Source organism: Sphingomonas sp. F9_3S_D5_B_2, assembly GCF_054263715.1.
Window position 1 is genome coordinate 227,504 of sequence record NZ_JBSZFB010000001.1, and the last position, 16,786, is coordinate 244,289.

General features: G+C 64.9%; 14 protein-coding genes and 1 tRNA gene. 9 read left to right on the top strand and 6 right to left on the bottom strand.

Features of this window, described 5'->3' with window-relative positions; translation table 11 throughout:
- Positions 1–18: 18 nt before the first annotated feature.
- Positions 19–92 (top strand) — tRNA-Cys (locus ACUXST_RS01095).
- A gap of 23 nt (positions 93–115) precedes the next feature.
- Here ACUXST_RS01095 and ACUXST_RS01100 read toward each other — a convergent pair.
- The 4 genes from ACUXST_RS01100 to ACUXST_RS01115 form a co-directional block, all read right to left on the bottom strand.
- Positions 116–1,009 carry a PhzF family phenazine biosynthesis protein gene (locus tag ACUXST_RS01100; protein WP_458388110.1) on the bottom strand — a complete coding sequence of 298 codons (894 nt, stop codon included), beginning with the start codon at positions 1,007–1,009 and terminating at the stop codon, positions 116–118.
- A 36-nt stretch (positions 1,010–1,045) separates the two neighbouring features.
- Positions 1,046–1,276 (bottom strand): hypothetical protein, encoded by a 231-nt coding sequence (locus tag ACUXST_RS01105; RefSeq protein WP_458388111.1) that lies wholly within the window; start codon positions 1,274–1,276, stop codon positions 1,046–1,048.
- A gap of 70 nt (positions 1,277–1,346) precedes the next feature.
- Entirely contained in the window at positions 1,347–2,495 is a 1,149-nt protein-coding gene (locus ACUXST_RS01110; RefSeq protein WP_458388112.1) for a GNAT family N-acetyltransferase, read from the bottom strand.
- A gap of 202 nt (positions 2,496–2,697) precedes the next feature.
- Positions 2,698–3,066: a hypothetical protein gene (locus ACUXST_RS01115; RefSeq protein WP_458388113.1), complete on the bottom strand. Its 369-nt coding sequence runs from the start codon at positions 3,064–3,066 to the stop codon at positions 2,698–2,700.
- Positions 3,067–3,249: 183 nt separating this feature from the next.
- Between ACUXST_RS01115 and ACUXST_RS01120 the strand changes: the two genes are divergently transcribed.
- The 4 genes from ACUXST_RS01120 (at position 3,250) to ACUXST_RS01135 (ending at position 6,939) form a co-directional block, all read left to right on the top strand.
- Positions 3,250–4,692 (top strand): sugar transferase, encoded by a 1,443-nt coding sequence (locus ACUXST_RS01120; RefSeq protein WP_458388114.1) that lies wholly within the window; start codon positions 3,250–3,252, stop codon positions 4,690–4,692.
- Positions 4,693–4,716: 24 nt separating this feature from the next.
- Positions 4,717–5,652, top strand: coding sequence for a hypothetical protein (locus ACUXST_RS01125; protein ID WP_458388115.1), 936 nt, complete (start codon positions 4,717–4,719; stop codon positions 5,650–5,652).
- A gap of 77 nt (positions 5,653–5,729) precedes the next feature.
- Entirely contained in the window at positions 5,730–6,629 is a 900-nt protein-coding gene (locus ACUXST_RS01130) for a J domain-containing protein (RefSeq protein ID WP_458388116.1), read from the top strand.
- 28 nt (positions 6,630–6,657) lie between these two features.
- A complete protein-coding gene (locus ACUXST_RS01135) occupies positions 6,658–6,939 on the top strand; it encodes a hypothetical protein (protein ID WP_458388117.1) in 282 nt (93 codons plus the stop codon).
- 36 nt (positions 6,940–6,975) lie between these two features.
- Here ACUXST_RS01135 and ACUXST_RS01140 read toward each other — a convergent pair whose 3' ends face one another.
- Positions 6,976–8,490 carry a lipopolysaccharide biosynthesis protein gene (locus ACUXST_RS01140; protein WP_458388118.1) on the bottom strand — a complete coding sequence of 505 codons (1,515 nt, stop codon included), beginning with the start codon at positions 8,488–8,490 and terminating at the stop codon, positions 6,976–6,978.
- 228 nt (positions 8,491–8,718) lie between these two features.
- Between ACUXST_RS01140 and ACUXST_RS01145 the strand changes: the two genes are divergently transcribed.
- The gene (locus tag ACUXST_RS01145; protein ID WP_458388119.1) at positions 8,719–10,053 is read left to right on the top strand and encodes a hypothetical protein; all 1,335 of its coding nucleotides are present in this window, start codon (positions 8,719–8,721) and stop codon (positions 10,051–10,053) included.
- Positions 10,054–10,059: 6 nt separating this feature from the next.
- Here ACUXST_RS01145 and ACUXST_RS01150 read toward each other — a convergent pair whose 3' ends face one another.
- Complete coding sequence (locus ACUXST_RS01150) at positions 10,060–11,034, bottom strand: M48 family metalloprotease (protein ID WP_458388120.1); 975 nt, start codon at positions 11,032–11,034, stop codon at positions 10,060–10,062.
- 137 nt (positions 11,035–11,171) lie between these two features.
- Here ACUXST_RS01150 and ACUXST_RS01155 point away from each other — a divergent pair, with 137 nt between their 5' ends.
- The 3 genes from ACUXST_RS01155 to ACUXST_RS01165 all read left to right on the top strand — a co-directional run bounded on the left by ACUXST_RS01155 (position 11,172) and on the right by ACUXST_RS01165 (position 16,743).
- Positions 11,172–13,715, top strand: coding sequence for an O-antigen ligase family protein (locus ACUXST_RS01155; RefSeq protein ID WP_458388121.1), 2,544 nt, complete (start codon positions 11,172–11,174; stop codon positions 13,713–13,715).
- A gap of 75 nt (positions 13,716–13,790) precedes the next feature.
- A complete protein-coding gene (locus tag ACUXST_RS01160; RefSeq protein WP_458388122.1) occupies positions 13,791–14,483 on the top strand; it encodes a polysaccharide biosynthesis/export family protein in 693 nt (230 codons plus the stop codon).
- Between the two features lie 22 nt (positions 14,484–14,505).
- Entirely contained in the window at positions 14,506–16,743 is a 2,238-nt protein-coding gene (locus ACUXST_RS01165) for a GumC family protein (RefSeq protein WP_458388123.1), read from the top strand.
- The last annotated feature ends 43 nt before the right edge of the window (positions 16,744–16,786 follow it).

The window sequence follows — 16,786 nt, forward strand, 5'->3', positions numbered from 1 at the left end:
AAAGGCGCGGGTTCTCCGGGCCCGATGGCGGAGTGGTTACGCAGAGGACTGCAAATCCTTGCACGCCGGTTCGATTCCGGCTCGGGCCTCCATTCCCCACGTTTCTCCGCCCAAGCTACAGGGTTACCTGACCCTTCAGCACCGGAACGCACGATCCCGCGACGCTTGCGCGAGTCCCGTCATCGGTCCGCCTGGCGTGAACGCGCAGGCGGCTCGGGCGTCCGATTTCCGTGCCCTGCGATACGTCGAATAAGCGCTCCGGCCCGCCTTCAAGCGACAGAATTAGTGCGCCGAGCGTTGCGCTTGCACTGCCCGTTGCCGGGTCCTCCCAGGTACCTGCCAGCGGTGCGAACATGCGCGCGTGCACCGACGTCCCCTCGCGCGCGTACAGGAAGATGGACAGCCGGGCTCCGTGATCCGGGGAGCGTGCCGCAAGGCTCCGAAACGCGTTGAGATCCGGCGTTGCGTGCGTGACCGCTTCGGGCCTCACCGCAACGAGGAGGAACTCGACACCGACCGTCGCTCGAACAGGGCGATGAAGGTCCAGATCGATGTCACCCTCTGGTAATCCGATGCACCGAGCGACCGCAGCCGCGTCCACCTCGCCTATGACCTGAAGAGGTTGCGGTGCATCGATCTTTGCCCCGCTCACGTCCCCGCGCTCGTCTCGCTCGATCTGGACCGAGACTAGTCCGGACAACTCCTCGAACCGGAGCACATCGGAACGATCCTCTGACCGGCTGGCGAGGACGAAGGCAGTGCCGACATTCGGATGACCGGCGAATGGCATCTCCGCGGTCCGGTTGAAGATACGAACATGTGCCGTGTTGCGGGGGTTCTCCGGCGGCAGCACGAACGTTGTCTCGCTCAGGTTCATCTCGGCGGCGAGCGCCTGCATCTCGGTCGTTTGGAGGCCGTGCGCGTCCGGGAAGACCGCAAGCGGGTTGCCGCCAAACCGCTCACTGGCAAAGACGTCGACTGTCACAAACTCGAACGTCCGCTCAGCCATGCGTCTGCTCCCTGCGGTCCGAAGCGGCCCCTGATCTCAGGACTTGGCGCTCCTGTCCGAACTGTGATCCGGAGCACGACGGCGCACCCGCGAGATGCCGATTATGATGCAGCCAATAACGGCGAGGATTCCACCGCGCGTTACCCACGGGCGCTGATCGAGCATGAAGCTGGATGCAGGCCAGTGGATCAGCCCCGCGCCCTGGCCAACCCAAAGCAAGCCCATCAGCAGTGCACCGATTCCGGCGAGAAGTAGCACGGTTCTCATCTTCTTTTCCCTGACGACCACCAGCATCGGGCCTCCTATCACGAAGACTTCTTCGACAGGTCGCCGCGCGTCAATTTGAACTCACGCGCCGCTTCAGCGACTTGGCGGCCTGGTACGCGCTCTTGAGCACACCGACGTGCCTCAACCGCCAGCGGGGTGCGAGCAGGACGCCGTAGGCGGTCCAGCCACGCGGCGTTCGGCGGTGTCCGGCCAGGTGGTAGATGGCGCGCGAGGCGGTTGTCCGCTCTCGCTTGTAGGGCTCGTCGCCGGCCAGATAGTCGAACTCACGGAGACCTTCATTCCAGGCTTTCTCCAGTGATTCATAGGCAAGTACGGAACCCGCGCGCGAGCGGCGGAAGTCTTCGACGTAGGCGCATTGATAGTGCCAGAGGCGGTCGGGCAGCACGAAGTCGATCTGGAACGCGACGGGCTCGTCCCCGACGTAGGCGAGACACAGCTGCAACTCGCCGCGCTGGCCTAAGCTCTCGAATGCGCGCTCGAACAGGTCACGTCCGGCTCCCGGTTGCAGGCGCGTCGTCTGCTGACGGCCCTTCCAGGAACGGGCCTCGATACCTGCAACCACATCGAGGTTCGCGATGGCTTCGGCGCCGGTGAGGCATTTCGTGCGGCCACCCTCCTTCGCGAACCGCCGCCGCCGCTTGCGCATCTCGCGAAGCCAGCTGGGCCCCGTCTTGTGGAAGGAGTCCCAGTCGCCCTCGCCAGCGCAATAGGGGGCGATCGTCCACTCTGTCCGGTGCCATGTAAATCCGCCGGGCAGCGAGTCGCGATGCAGGCCGGTATAGGAATCGGTGAGTTGCTGAAGCAGTACGAGATCCCACTCCCGCTGGTAGCTCATCAGCTGCTTGAGCAGGATCTGCTCGACTTCCGGACTTCCCTCAGCCCGAAGAAACCCCAGGTAGTCGGAGCGGTTGTCGGCAATGAAGCGGAGCACACGGAAACCGGACGCTCGCTCGATGCACATCGGGGCTACGCCGACGAGCTGGCCCTTCATCCGCATCGTGAGGACGAATGGCTCCGCCGGGCGCTCGCGAGCGCCCGAGCAGGCGTAGGTCCAATCGTAGCTGAGGAACGGATTGCGAGGCGAACCCAGCTGATACAGCGCCTCCCAATCGGAGCGGAGCGCAACGAGCTCATCTATCGTGCGAGCAACCGCGAATGTCGCAGCGGTCTGATCAGGATCGTGAGAGGGCGCCGACACGCCTCGGCCGAGCGAGCGGGAATTTGAGATCGCTTACTCCCTCCACGCGAAACGGCTGCGCACAGGATCCGACGGGCTGTTCTTGCGCTGAACGCGACAATGGCATGGTGCGTAGACCGAAGCTACGCCCCATGCACATTCGCATCAGGCATTTGGTGGCCAGCTCGGCGCTTTCGCGCGCGAACCGGCCAGCATGATCTCGTTAGCCGCGCTCGAACGGCGCGACGAAGGTGCTGAGCGGGATCCAGCGCGACAGCACGCCGCAGTCGCTCAGCAGGTCCACCGGCATGTGCGCCGTGAACGGAGCGCGATACGGATAACAATCGAAGGTTTCTTCCGTTTGCAGGCACAGCTTGCCGGCGTCGGCGGTCCAGGTTGCCTGGACGATTTTGGCGCCCGACGGCGACGTGATCTGGGCGATTCCGCCGCGATCGAAATAGACGGTGTTGAGGACGCCGTTCGTCTGGACCTGGACCTGCTGGCCCATGATCTCCGAACCGGGCCTCCACTGAGCTGACGCCGCCGAGGCCGCACCGAGGGCAGCGAGGGCAACTAAAGTTCGTACGATCATTGGTGCCTCCAGAGACAAACGAGCTTTTCTTCCTGTTAACTGTCTTGTTAACGCGGCCGTCTGGAGTCAAGCTGCGCGCCGGGCTCAATGTGCCAAGGCGGGACTCTCGGTGCCCACTCGTCCCTATGCCCCAGTTAACCTGTGAGTTATTGATTGAGGCATAGCAGAACCTAACGAGGGCACATGAGCAGCGTAACCGCCCGGACCAGGATCGATGGATCACCGGCATTCCTGCTGGGCCGAGGCTCGAACGCTGGCCCCTGCGCGAATTCGCTGCCCAACCGGCTCTTCCCGATCTCCAAGGAGAAGCTGAGGATCCGGCTCTACGCGATGCTGTTCGGCATCGACGTTTTGCTGATGACGTTCGCCTTTCTCGCCGCTGGTGACATTCGCCTGGGATCCCCGTTCGAGCAGCAGTCGCTGAGGACCCTGGCGGTCATGATCCCGACGTTCACCGCCATCGCCATTCACAATCGCGCTTACTCGATCGGAGCGCTTCAGCGTCCGAGCCGCGGCGCGGCGAAAGTCGCCGAAGCGCTCGGATACGCGATCGCCGTCGCCATCGCGCTGCTCTTCTATATGAAGGCCAGCGTCCAGTTCTCGCGCCAGATCTTCGCGATGGGTACGGTGCTTGCGATGGCCTTCGGAATTGCCGGTCGCTTTGCCGCCGGTGCCTACATCAACCGCAAGTATGGCGGATCCTTCGTCAACCGCCTCGTCATCCTGGACGGCTTCTTCGCACCAACTCAAGGCGGCGAGGTCGTGGTCTCCGCAGGTGAACTGGGCATCGCTCCGGGCGACGACAATCCGGTGCTGCTCGACCGTTTCGGCCACGCGCTTGAGGGCTGCGACTCGGTCGTGATCGCATGTTCGTCCGCGCGCCGGGGCAAGTGGTCCCATGCCTTGAAGGCGGCTGCCGTGGACGTCGAAATCCTTACGCCCGAGCTCGACGACTTCCAGGCGATCGGCATCGGCCAGTTCGGCGGCCACAGGACGCTGAAGGTTAGCGCACGACCGCTCAACATCCGTGACCGCGTCCTCAAGCGTGCCCTCGACGTCGTCATCGCCAGTGCGGCGCTCGTGCTGCTTGGGCCGCTGATGATCTTCACGGCCATCGCGATTGCCGCCGATAGCGGCGGTCCGGTGCTGTTCCGCCAGCAGCGGGTAGGCAGGAACAACCGCTTGTTCAACCTGCTCAAGTTCCGCAGCTTCTCGCACGCTTGCGCAGATCCGCGCGGCGACTGCTCGGTGAGCCGCGTCGACGAGCGGATGACGAGGGTGGGCAAGTTCATCCGCCGGACCAGCATTGATGAGCTGCCGCAGCTCTTCAACGTGCTTGCGGGCGACATGAGCATCGTCGGCCCGCGCCCCCACGCGCTTGGCTCGACCGCCGAGGACGCGCTCTTCTGGAAGATCGACCCGCGCTATTTCCACCGGCATGTCGTCAAGCCGGGAATGACGGGTCTCGCGCAAATCCGCGGCTATCGCGGGGCAACAGTCTGCCGCCATGACCTCACGAACCGGCTGCAGTCGGACCTGGAATATCTCTGCGACTGGACGATCTGGCGCGACCTCCGGATCATCGCGGCGACATTCGGAGTGATCTTCCACCCGAACGCTTTCTAAGCGCCGGACCAGGCGCGGCGGCCAATGGCTCGACTACCGGCCCTCTTCATCGGATGTCTGCTCCTGACCGGAGCGACCGTTCCCCAGCTGTCGGCCTCCGTCTTCCTCACCGGCGACGTGGACTGGCCCGGCGCTGCTCGCATCGTGTCCCTCGACGCGGGCGGCGGCGAAGCCGTTACGCTGCGTGGCAGGGTTGCGACTGCGCTGATCGGCCCCGCCGATGTCCGCAATGCGTATCGGGTCGTCTACGTCAGCCGCTCCGCGGCGGTCACCAACATGACCGTTCGCGGGCTTCAGGCGCAGGTTCTCGATGCCTGCATTCGCGCTCATGCCGACGTTGTCGTCGTACGCGACACGCATTGCGTGATGACGGGGGGGCCGCAGAGCGGCGGAGTCAACATGCCATTCGGCCTGCAGATTACGGCCGCCAAGACAGTGCTGGTCGAAAATAGCAGTTTCGAAGGATTTCGCTGGCAGGCTCCGGCCAACCGCTACTGGAACGGTGACGGCATCACGATAGAAAAGGATGTTGCGGGAGTGCAGTTTCGAGGCGTGCAGGCAAACGGTAACAGCGATGCTGGCTTCGACGTGCGTCCGTTCGCGTTGCTGTCGGACGTCTCCGCGGCCGACAATTGCCGCAACTTCCGCTTCTGGTCGGGGGCCGATGCCGGCACCCTGACCACAGGTGACTCGCTCAAGCGCGGGGGGATCAGCTCCTGCTCGGGGATCTGGCTCAACGGCTCGCTTACGGGTGCGCGGCCACAGCTGCATATCCGCAGGCTCGTCGTAAGGATGAAGCGGCCCGGGACGATCATCGAGGTCGAGACCGGTCCCGCAGATATCCGGATCGATCGATGCGACATCCGTGCGCCGCGCGGCACACAGATGATCGAGTTCGACAAGGGCGCGGGTGACGTGCAGCTCGGCCCGGGCTGCACGCTTCTGAAACAGGACGATTGATCGTGCCGGCTGATCTCAAGTTGTGCTCGAAAGCGAGCCCTCACAAACTCGCGACCGGGTTGTGAGGCTGCAAACGGATGTCGCCAGGACCGACCTATTACGACGTGCTCGGCCTCAAGCAGTCCGCCTCACCCGAGCAGATCCGCTCCGCATATCTCCGCTTGATGAAGCGCTATCACCCCGATCTGACCGATGCTGCGGACAAGCGGCGCGCCTCCCATTTCGCAGCCCAGGTCAACCGCTCGTACGACATCCTCAAGGATAGCGGGAAGCGGGCTGCATACGACGCCTTCCTCCGGCTGGAGGCGCACGCGTTCGGCAAGGACCAGGTGCGGCAACGGCCCCTGCTTACGGGCGCGAAGCACCGCCGACGACAGCGCGGCTGGAGCGGATCTTCGATCGCGACGGCAGCATTGGCCTGTGTGGTCGCACTAACCGCGGCGGCAGGCGTCCTGCTCCCACGCTCCTCGATCGGCGACGCGTTCACGACCGAGGCATCGGCGGTCGATGTTCAGACACGCGCGGCGCGCAACGAGGCGCCGTTGAGCTACGCCGAGCTCCGTAGCGAGATCCGCCTCGCGATGGGCGCCGCGCCGGATGAGGCACTTGCGAGGAGCCGACGGTGCTTCGAGGCCGCGCGCGAGCAACGCAGTCTTGCGCGCACAGAGAAGTGCATCGTCTTCGACGACGCTTACCTCGACTGGAACCAGACGGTTCAGGACCCGACATCCGGGTCTCCCTATTTCGATGGCCCGAATGTCCGAGTCCGGCACCGCGATGCGCTCGCAGCGGTGGGCGACTCTGGCGGATACCGGCTCGAGAGCCTCAAGCACATGGTGCTTGCCGCGCTGCTTGCGGAGATCCGCTCGAGGGTCACCGAACAACCGCGATTGGATGAGCGCTCGGGCGATGCCGGCAGGAGTGCCGATGTCCCAATGGGGGACTCGGTTTCCCCTTTTCCATTAACGCACAATTAAGTACAAAAGCGGCGAAGGAGCTGTTTCGATGAGGAAGTTGGTATTCGTCTCCGCCTCGCTGGCGCTGCTCAGTTTTGAGGCAGTAGCCCAGGTACGGCCGCAGGATTGCCGGCCCGTGTTCCCCGTCATCGACCAGGTCGCCGCTGTCGTTCAGCCTGACGTGGTCGCGATCCAGGAAGGTCCGGCGCCGGTCGCCAGGCGCCGCTTCTTCGGCGTGGCGTACCTCATTCCTCTGATCGCCGTGGGCGGTATCGTCGTCCTGACGGGCGGCCATCATCACCATCATCGCGATACGGTGAGCCCGGCTTAAATTCTTCCGGCTCCTGAGCCGCGGGGGGCCTTGCATCTATCCGGCGTCCTTCGCGAAGCGCTCGCGCCCGGATGCCACCAGCTTGAGGAATGTCTTGCGCGCGTCCGGCAGGATCACTGCCGCGATCGCGCCGTAGGCGATTGCTGCAACGCCGCACATCCCGACGATCACCAACAGCCTGCGCGGGTCGACCGCATAGAAGAGCGCTGCGGTAAGCACGCCCATTGCGCCTGCGGCGACCGTCGGCCCGACAAGCGCTCTGGCGTGGTCGCGAAATCCGATGCCCGTTGCTCGCCTGACGAGCTGAACCTGCAATGGGATCAGCAGCACGGCCCGGATGCTGTAGGCGAGCGCAAGCCACTTCAGCCCGTGACTGACGGTCAGCACCGTCACCAGCACCGTGGACGCGAGGTCGAGCAGCGACAGGTAGCGCTGCCAGCTGATTTGGCCCTGCGCGGCAAGCACCGCGAGCACGAAGCCGTTGACGGTGTAAGGGAGGGCAAGCGGCAGAAGCATCGGCGCGATCGCGCCGGCGTCGTGCCACTGCGGACCGAACAGCGCCGGCACCAGCCACGGACCGGCCACGGCATATCCAACAAGCGCCGGGACGGAGACCAGAGCGCATTGCTGAAGCATCGAGAGGTATGCGGTTCGGAGTTCAGCTGCATGGTCCTGGAGCCGTGAAAAGGTCTGCAGCGCCACAGTGGCGAACGGCCCGACAATCTGCGGCCCAATCAATTCGGCGCAACGCCAGGCGACGCGATACGAGCTCAGCACAGCCGGGCCCAAAACCCGCGCGACGCCGAGGTCTTGAGCGCGCAGACTGAGCAGGGTCACCACCTGCGCGAAGCCGAGATCGACGGTGTTGCGCAGGTACCTTGCGCCTTCCGCGCGGTCGAAGTCGAAGCCCGGACGCCAACGGTAAGCGGTCCAGGCGAGGACCGTGCACACCAGCTCGCGGACGATCCGCTGCAGAACCAGCGCCCAGATGCCGTAGCCCATCAATGCAGCGATCACTGCGCAACTGCCGCCGATCAGCCCGCCGAGTACGGACCGGACGGCCAAGGTCCTGTGCCCAAATTCCCGCAGCCGAAGCGCCATGTGAGTGTTGCCGCCCGCGCTCAGGATGATCGGTATCGTCAGCCACACGAGGGTCGCCGCAAGCTGCGGGGCACCGAAGATGCGCTCGGCTGCCGGCGCGGCGATGATGATGACCGCAGAGTAGGCGGCGGCCAGGAACATGTTGGTCCAGAAGATCGTGTCGAGTTCGGTTGGCGTCAGTGTTTTGGCGCGCGCGATCCGCTGACTGACTCCCGCGGTGGCCAGGTTGCGACCGATGTCCATGAAGACGAACGCGATGGCGAAGGTGCCGATCGCCGACTTGTCGAGGACCCGCGCCAGCATCACGAAAACGGCAAACGAGAACAGCTGGTCTCCCGCCGCCTGGCCCATCGTCCAGAAGATCGACCGGCCGGTTCGGCGCTTTAGCTGCTCGTCGAGCGCTGCAACCTGCAGCTCTGCAGTTGCCTCCGAGGTTTCATGGATGCCCAAATCGCCGGAAGGATAGAGCACGAAGGATTATCAAATCCATAGCGGGGGTTGCTGGGGTTCCGGCCGACCGCGGGAATCTCGCCGAACGCCCAGTCTCATTTCAGGACGGATTTAATGTTGTGAGGACTCGACGCGTGCCGTTGTCAGGCAGATGAGATCGCCCAGGATTGTCTCCGCAGGATCTGTTCAATGTCGGAAGGTCGCGTGAATTCGGGAAGGCCACTCGTTATGCGGTTCGAACGGAAGCTGCCGGCGAAAGTCATCAAGCGCGTCGGTCAGCTGCGCAGGCTCGGCCCGACGGGTCTGGCGCACACTGCCTACGTGGCGATGCTTGGCCGGGCGGTTTACTCGCTGACCGACCCAGCCCGAGAAATTGCCGTCCGGCTCCACCGGCGCAAAGTCCTGAGCCGTGCGCTCGCGCCGCGAACCGATCGGCTCAAGGAGCGGGTTCGCGAACTCGGCGATGGCAAGGCAGCCGGATGCACGAAGACATTCGCCACTGATCGCGGCCGCTTCGTGCAAGTCCTTGAAGCTGTCCTCGATCTCACCACGGGCGGCTGTGCGGTTCCTTCCATTGCGGGCGTCGACTGGAACGCCAGCGCGATCACCTTTTCCGCCGTGTCTGGGGTGCCACTGCGGCAGGCACTTGCGCGCTGCGCTGAGCCCGCGCGCCGGCAAATCCTTGATGCCGTCGCCGGCAAGCTGCTCGAAATTCACCGGGCGGGTTACGTCCTGGGTCACATCGGCGAAGGCGACGTCCTGCTCAGCGACGATAGCCAGGCCGTGTTTGTCGCGCTCGACCAGGCCCTTCCTTTGGCGGGGCTCTCGCGCGACATGTCGGTGTACCTTCGCGACAAGGACAGACAGCAGTTCAATGAGCGGTTCGGCACGCGGCTGATCACCGCGGCTTCCCTGCGCAGCCCGCAGTCGGCATCGGAAAGCGCGGCTTTCTCGGACGGCGATCAGGTTTATGCGCCGATCCTGATCCGCGAGGACGTCCACTGGGGCAAGCTGTGGAACCCGGACGTCGGGATCGGCCGCTGGAACTACATCATGAAGGAGCACCTGCCGATCCCGCTGGGCGGCACTGTCCTCGATCTCGGCAGCAACAATGGCTTCAACCCGCTGCAAATGCTCCGCTCGGGCGCCCGTTCGGCGATCGGTATCGAGCTCGACGCGCAGGCGATCCGCGAAGCCGCGCTGGTGAAGTCGGCCTATGAATGGCTCGACAACCGCGCGTACGACTTCCGCTCGATCGAGGGCTCGCACGCCGACCTGCCGAGCTTCGGCCTGCCGCGCTTCGACGTCGTGACCGCGCTCTGCACGCTCTATTATGTGAGCGAGGCGGAAATGCGGGAGACGGTGCGTTACATCCGTTCGCTGACCAACGTGCTCGTGCTTCAGTGCAACACGGACCGGCTGATCGATCGCAGCAGCCAGGACACCTATCGCAAGGCGTCCGTCGAGTTCGCAATCGAGATTCTCAAGACTGCGGGGTTCGAGAATTGCGAGGTGATCGCGCCGGCAGGATACAGTCGCCCGCTAGTCATCGGCCGGCCGTAAGACGCGCTAAGCTTTCGAGGCGAACCGCGTCACTGCCGCTACTCGGCTGCCCGCCGCCAGCCTCGCAATGGCTCCGTCGACGGTCCGGATGCGCTGGCCGAACCCCGGGTGGTCGAGCGAGAAATTCCACCACAGAACGCTCCTCGCGCTCTCGAGGAAGCGAACTGCACCAAGCGGCGCGTAGCCGGCCGCGCTCATCAGCGGCACGGCCGTGCTGTCGGCCTGAACTTCCTCGCGGCGGATCTTCATCGCGCCGATCCCGAAAGCTCCCAGCAAGCCATGCGTCTCCTTTTCTGAGGAATGGCCAAGGATATTGTGCGCGAGTTCGTGGGCGACGACGAACGCGAGTTGCTCGTCGCTGCCGGTGAGCCGCATCATCGCGCTGCTGACGTAGACGTGGGCACCGTCCGACCAGGCGTTCAGGTCGGACGACCGGACCAGCAGCGTCTCGCCGCCGCATCCGGGCTGCCCCTTGAGCCTGACGTGAAGCAGGCCGCCGCCCCGGCGGAGCAGGACATCGGCAGGACCATCGCTGAGCGCCGCAGTTAAGAGCGCCGAGAATCGCTCCATCCGCTGGTAGGATGGCGCCGATTTGGCGACTGCGGCGGAGTCCTCGACCGAGCGGCCGTCGACGGCCACGATCTCGTCGTCCACCTTGAAGCCGGCTTGTTCGGCAACGCTGCCGGCGACGACCTGCAGGACGCCGAACCCGGACCGAAGCGAGAAGGCCTGGGAAACCGACGTGCGAAGCGCCGGCTGATATTGCGTGAGGTCGTGCGTGACCAGGCCCGTGAGCATCTGGGGCTTGCGGCACGTGCCACTGCTTGCAGCCGCGATGCGATAGCCGATGGTCCTCAGCCGAAGCTGCTCGGCCCCCAATTGTCGGATCGACAGTCCGGCTGCGCCAGCACTGGCGCTCCAAAGTGCGGAGCCGACCAGGACGGCCGTGCAGGCCAGGCTTCTCGAATTGCGCTTGCTCATGGTGCTGCTCCAGGGGTGGGCAGCAGGTTGCGCTCGCGGTGGTTACCAATGCGTTAGGCGCACTCCCGAACCGGCTACTAGCTTTCGTTGGAGTACATGCCATCGTGCAAAGCTCTCCAGGCGCATCAGGAACATCGATGGACAAGAGGACGAATTTCGCAGTCATTGCCGCGCTGCTGGTGCTTGCACTGGCAGTCGGAGGAGCAGGTGCGAGCTTCCCGATCCTCGAGATGATCCTCGATCTTGCCGCCTTGGCTGTCGCCGGCGCATTCGCCTGGTACCCGCAGGGTCAACGGCTGCCCGCACTGAGCCGTTGCGCGGTCGCGCTCGTTGCTGCCGCCTTCATTCTCCCGCTGCTGCAGCTTGTCCCGCTTCCTCCTTCACTGTGGCAGTCACTCCCGGGGCGAGAGCTTCCGGCGCAGATCGACGCGGGTCTCGGCATCAGCATCTGGCGCCCGCTGACGCTCGACGTCGAGGGTACGATCCGCGCGGTGCTGAGCCTGATCCCGGCGGCTGTGCTGTTTCTCGGTTGCCTGCGCCTCTCATCTGCCGAACGAGCCAGGCTGCTGCCGATCATCGGCGGGTTCGCGGTCGTGAACGCGATCCTCGGGGTCATGCAGCTTGCGACTGGCGGATCGATGACGCCCTATCCGTCGTCGCACATCGGTTACCCGATCGGCCTCTTCGTCAACCGCAACCACACCGCTGTCTTCCTGCTGCTCTCCATGCCGATCTTCGCGGGACTTGGAGCAGCGCGCGCACAGCGGTCATCGTCCAAGCTGCCCTACATCGCGGCGACCATTGCCGCGCTTACGATCCTGGCCGTCGTCGTGATTGCGACAACGTCACGGATGGCGCTGCTCTTGCTCCCCCTGGCGCTCGCCGGCTCGCTTCTCGTGCTGTTCTTCCGCCAGTCGATCTGGCGGATCGCGGTGCCGTCGACCCTCGCTTTGGCGGCGCTTGGAGCGACGATATCCTGGGTGGGTGGCTTCAACCGCAACCTCGCCCGCTTCTCCTCCCTGCACGACTCCCGTTTCGATTATTGGGACGACGTCTATTGGGCGCTGCACCATTATGGCCTCGCCGGCACCGGTTTCGGGACGTTCGTGCCCGTTTACCAGACCGCCGAGAGCCTCGCGGGGATCTCGCCGGCGATCCTCAATCACGCCCACAACGATTACATCGAGATCCTGCTTGAGGGCGGGCTGCTGGGTGTCGCGCTGCTGGTCGGGTTTTTCGCAATCCTCACCGTCGCCACAGTGCGACTGGTCCGCAAGCGAGTGGAGCTCGGACGCGCACTTCTGACGCTGTCGGCAGTGCTTGGAATCGTCCTCATCCTGATCTTCTCGCTGGTCGACTATCCGCTGCGGATGCCGGCGATCAGTTGCGTGTTTGCGGTCCTCTGCGCGTGCCTTCTGCCCGGCCGGTCCGAAGGGCAGGGGAGCGCTGTGGTTACCCGGCGCGGCAGCACACACGGCATCGCTCGCGCGCGATCATACGCGCGGACCGGCGGAGCGTTGGCGGCCATAACCGTCGCTGGCGTCTTTACGGTCCAGGCGGGCGCTTCGTCGGCAGCCCTGGCCAACGACGATCACGAGAGCGCTTACGGCTGGGCGCCGTGGTCGACTGCGGCGCACGATGCCGCCGCGACGGAATTGCTCGCGCGGTCCCAACCCGTGGGCGCAATGGACGAAGCGCTGAAGACTGCGAGCCTCTCGCCGATCGATGTCGGCGCCGTGCGGACCGCTGCCGTCGTCCGCACGCTCCAGGGCTCCACCGCGCAGGGCGAGCGGCTGATGCAGATGGCAGTCACGCTCGGCTGGCGCGACCCGTTCACCCAGCTGTGGGCGATCGAGGCAAGCGAGCGGACACACGAGCCGGACAAGGCGATCGAGCGTGCCGAGGCACTCTACCAGCAGGAGATCATGCTCCCGTCCTCGATCGTACTGCTGCTGCAGGACGCGCCGGACGGACCGACGGCTCGCGCGCTGGCTCGGACCCTTGCCGAACGGCCGCTGTGGCGTGCCAATTTCGTCAAGGCGACTGCCCAGCTGCCTGCACCGAGCGTGGAGAAGCTCAGGCTGTTCGTCGCGAAGCTCAACGCCGGGCCGGCGCCCTTGTCGGTGGAGGAAGCCAAGCCGCTGATGGAGCGACTCGTCGCCGCCAACCAAATCGACGGCGCACGCGCCCTGTGGTCGCAAGTTCACGGCCGCGCGCTCGTTGCGAACGGGGCCTTCGAACAGGTCAGCGGCCGCAGCGGCGCGGATGTGCCGACCGACTGGGACATCAGCGACGAGGACATGGCGACTATCGCCATCCAGAAGCCGGACTTCGCCGGGCATGGACGCGCGCTTCGGATATCCTCCGCCGCACGCACTGGCCCGCTGCTGTCGCAGCGGCTGATGCTTGCGCCCGGCACCTACGTGTTGAGCTACCGCGCGCGCAGCGGCGCTGGTCAGGGCATGGTCTTGCGGTGGGAGCTGCGCTGCTCCGGCTCGGACGCCAACGAGGACTGGGAGGCGGCGCCGGCAAGCAGTTCGGCTTGGCAAGCTTTTACCGCAAATCTCCATGTCCCAGTTCAGGACTGCCCAATCCAGACGCTCGCTCTGCAGCGCCCCAATGGTATCAACGCTCGGGAAATCTGGGTCGACGATGTCACACTGTCAAAGCCGACCAATTAACGGGGTTAACCAACGTTGAGGAATCAAGGGTTTACAGATACGCTCCCGTACCCCGCCAGTCATGAGGGCTCTCCAATGCGCTATGTCGGTGCCATCTTCCTGACGGCGATGCTGTCGGCCTGCGCGGCTGGCCAGTCCGCCACCCACCTGCCGGCCGGCGCCGCTGCCTATTCGGTGATCTCGGCAACGCCCGCGACGCAGACGGCGACTGCCGACTACCGCATCGGTCCGCTCGATACGCTCGACGTCAGCGTCTATCAGGAGCCCGATCTCTCCGCGAAGGCCCTCCAGGTCGATGCCGGCGGCAACATCGCGCTGCCGCTGATGGGCGAGATGAAGGCGAAGGGCAAAACCCCGGCCGAACTCTCCAAGGAAATCGAAGCGCGGCTCGGCGACCGTTACCTGCGCAACCCGCAAGTGACCGTCAGCGTCGCTGCATCGGTGTCGCAGAAGGTATCGGTGCAGGGCGAAGTAACCGAGCCCGGGGTCTACCCGATGACCGGCCCAACCACCTTGCTCGACGTCATTTCCATGGCGAAGGGCGAAACCGAGGTCGCGACGCTGAACCAGGTCGTCGTGTTCAGAACGATCAACGGCCAGCGCATGGGCGCGGTCTTCGACATCGCGAGCATTCGCCGCGGCCAGGCGGCCGATCCGGTGATCCAGGCAAACGACCTCGTCGTCGTCGGCTACTCGTCGGCCAAGCGGTTCTGGAAGAACGTGGTCACGGCGTCACCGCTCTTCAGCATTTTCCGGCCCGTCCTCTAATGCGCCTTTCGGGAGAATAACGATGTCTAACAGGCGGTTCGAGGCCTATGATCCGCGCGGCGGCGGCAACCTGCCGATGCTTGCGAACGATGTGACGGTCCTCCGTCCCGAGTTCCTGTACGAGCCGGAAAGCTCCGACTTGCTGGACCTCCGCCAGATCTGGTCGGCGCTGTGGCGCCACCGGCTGCTGGTCATGTCGATCGTCGCCAGCACCCTGGCGCTCGGCGTCCTCGCGCTCTTCCTGGTTCACCCGACCTACCGCGCGACCGCGAGCGTCGAAATTGAAGACCAGGCCGTGAAGGTCCTCGGCACCGAGGACGTGCAGCCGATGAGCGGCGGCCAGGAAACCGACCGGCTCCTCCAGACGCAGATCGACATCCTCAAGAGCCGGGCGCTTGCCGAGCGGGTCGCCGATGGCCTCAACCTCGGCGCCGACAACCGCTTCCTTCTCGCGGAAGGCGTGAAGCCGAAGGAGGCCATCAAGCGCGAGCAGGTCGTCCAGGCCCTTCGCGACCACGTCGTTGTCTCGCTTCCGCGAAATTCGCGTGTCGTGCCGGTCGAGTTCGAGAGCGCAAGCCCGGCGTTGGCCGCGACGATCGCCAATAGCTATGCAGAGAACCTTATCGCTGGCAATCTGCAGCGGCACTACGAGACTTCGAATTATTCGAAGGATTTCCTCGAGAACCAGCTGACCCTGACCAAGGGCCGCCTCGAACAGTCCGAGAAGGCGCTGCTGTCCTATGCGCGCTCGGTCGGCCTCGTCGACCCGAGCGCCGGCGGGGGCGATCCTAGCGACGCCAACAGCAACGCGCCGCATTCGCTCACCAGCGCGAACCTCATTGAGCTCAACCAGTCTCTCGCTGCCGCGAGGTCGACGCGCATTCAGGCCGAAGGCCGCTGGAGCCAGGCCCAGGCGACGCCGCTGATGAGCCTTCCCGACGTGCTCGCCAACCCCGCCATCCAGCAGATGGCGCAGCGCCGGGCGGAGCTCGAGGCGCAGTACGAACAGGATCTGCAGCATCGCAAACCGGACCACCCGATCGTCCAGCAGGAGCTGGCGGCGATCAAGTCGCTCGATCGCCAGACCTCCAGTCTTGCGACCAGCATCCGCAACTCGATCCGCAACCAGTACCAGACCGCCCAGAGGCAGGAGTCGCAGCTTGCCGGAACGGTCAATCACCTGAAGAGCGCGACCCTTGCCGAGCAGGGGCTGGGCATCCGCTACAATATCCTGAAGCGCGAGGTCGACACCAACCGCGAGCTCTACAACGGCCTTCTGCAGCGCTATAAGGAAGTCAGCGCCGAAGCCGGCGTAACGTCGAACAACATCTCCGTTGTCGACCGTGCCGAGCCACCGCTGATCCCTGTCTCGCCCAATCCGATCGTCAACATCGCCCTGTCGTTGCTGGCCGGAATCGTGATCGCGTTCGCGACGGTTGCTGCACTGGAAGTCTTCCACGACGGCGTCCGGGCCCCGGACGAGGTCGAGGAGCGGTTCGGAGTGGCACTTCTCGGCGTCATTCCGCGCTTGAAGGGCGGAGCTGCCGCAGCCGAACTGCTCGATCGCTCTTCGAACATCTCGGAGGCCTACCAGTCGGTCCGCGCGGCAGTTGAGCTCTCGTCTGAAAACGGCCCGCCGCGCACCATCCTGGTGACGAGCAGCCGCGCCGGCGAAGGCAAATCGACGACCGCTCTGGCTATGGCGCGGGACGCGGCTGCCGGCGGACGCAAGGTGCTCCTGATCGACGCCGACATGCGCCGTCCTTCGGTTCACAAGCTGCTCGACGTGCCGCGGATTCCCGGCCTGGCGAATATGCTGACCCAGCAGCTTCCCGCCAACTCCGTCATCCACTCGACCGATACCGAAGGTCTGTTCGTCATGCCGGCCGGCCCGAAGCCGCCGAGCCCCGCCGAGCTTCTCTCCGGCGCGGCGTTCCGGACGCTTCTCGCCTACCTGCGCGACGAATACGACCAGATCATCATCGACAGCCCACCCGTCCTCGGCCTCGCCGACGCTCCACGCATTGCGGCAGCGGTCGACGGCACGGTCATGGTGATGGAAGCCAATCGTTCGCACCGCGGCGCAATCACTGCTGCGATGCGGCGCCTCAACTCGGCCCGTGCCCGCATGATCGGCGCCGTTCTCGTCAAGTTCGATCCGAAAAAGGCCGATGCCGGCGCGAGCTACATGATCGACTATTATTCGTACGGCGATTCGGAAGACGAAGAGTTCCGGGCCGGACAGCTCGCAGCGACCTGATCGTGCACGGAAAAGTCAGGCCGTCGCCATCAATTGGCGGCGG

Excerpts from the sequence above, each read along its gene's own strand:
- ACUXST_RS01100 (WP_458388110.1), bottom strand. The coding sequence starts at position 1,009 with ATGGCTGAGCGGACGTTCGAGTTTGTGACAGTCGACGTCTTTGCCAGT.
- ACUXST_RS01105 (WP_458388111.1), bottom strand. The coding sequence starts at position 1,276 with ATGAGAACCGTGCTACTTCTCGCCGGAATCGGTGCACTGCTGATGGGC.
- ACUXST_RS01115 (WP_458388113.1), bottom strand. The coding sequence starts at position 3,066 with ATGATCGTACGAACTTTAGTTGCCCTCGCTGCCCTCGGTGCGGCCTCG.
- ACUXST_RS01120 (WP_458388114.1), top strand. The coding sequence starts at position 3,250 with ATGAGCAGCGTAACCGCCCGGACCAGGATCGATGGATCACCGGCATTC.
- ACUXST_RS01125 (WP_458388115.1), top strand. The coding sequence starts at position 4,717 with ATGGCTCGACTACCGGCCCTCTTCATCGGATGTCTGCTCCTGACCGGA.
- ACUXST_RS01130 (WP_458388116.1), top strand. The coding sequence starts at position 5,730 with ATGTCGCCAGGACCGACCTATTACGACGTGCTCGGCCTCAAGCAGTCC.
- ACUXST_RS01135 (WP_458388117.1), top strand. The coding sequence starts at position 6,658 with ATGAGGAAGTTGGTATTCGTCTCCGCCTCGCTGGCGCTGCTCAGTTTT.
- ACUXST_RS01145 (WP_458388119.1), top strand. The coding sequence starts at position 8,719 with ATGCGGTTCGAACGGAAGCTGCCGGCGAAAGTCATCAAGCGCGTCGGT.
- ACUXST_RS01150 (WP_458388120.1), bottom strand. The coding sequence starts at position 11,034 with ATGAGCAAGCGCAATTCGAGAAGCCTGGCCTGCACGGCCGTCCTGGTC.
- ACUXST_RS01155 (WP_458388121.1), top strand. The coding sequence starts at position 11,172 with ATGGACAAGAGGACGAATTTCGCAGTCATTGCCGCGCTGCTGGTGCTT.
- ACUXST_RS01160 (WP_458388122.1), top strand. The coding sequence starts at position 13,791 with ATGCGCTATGTCGGTGCCATCTTCCTGACGGCGATGCTGTCGGCCTGC.
- ACUXST_RS01165 (WP_458388123.1), top strand. The coding sequence starts at position 14,506 with ATGTCTAACAGGCGGTTCGAGGCCTATGATCCGCGCGGCGGCGGCAAC.